Below are 505 nucleotides of genomic sequence, written 5' to 3'. Positions count from 1 at the left end.
TCGACTTTATGAGTCAGCAGACCGCTGTTGCGATCGATGCGAACGCGCACGATGCCATCTGGAATATTCTTGCCTTGTTCTGGTTTGCCTTCCAATGCCACTTGCATAAAGTCAATCCATGCTGGTTCTGCTGTTTTCGCACCTGATTCAGCACCAGATACTTGGCCTTGACCCAAATTGCTGTTCACCGTCGTGCGGCCTAACGCGCGTGAGTGATCATCGAAGCCCACCCATGCAATAGCAACCACGCCCGGACCATAACCGTTGTACCATGCGTCTTTTGAATCGTTAGTCGTACCAGTTTTACCACCAATATCACGACGCTCAAGTTTTTGCGCACGCCAGCCGGTACCGTTCCAGCCAGTTCCTTCACGCCAGTTGCCGCCACCCCAGATGTTGCTGTACATCATTTCACGCATCAAGAATGCGTTTTGTTCAGAGATCACTTGTGGTGCGTATTTTGGTTCATCATTTTCTAGTGCGTTCTCTGGAGCTTGGCCATCAA

1 pseudogene is annotated in these 505 nt (G+C 50.5%); it reads right to left on the bottom strand.

The features are described from left to right. Nucleotides 1-505, bottom strand: a pseudogene (locus R7044_RS28405) (penicillin-sensitive transpeptidase); the annotation flags it as partial.

The organism is Vibrio sp. 1402 (genome assembly GCF_033340275.1).
Note: the sequence above shows the minus strand (reverse complement) of the source record. Positions and strands in the feature narration are given on the sequence as shown.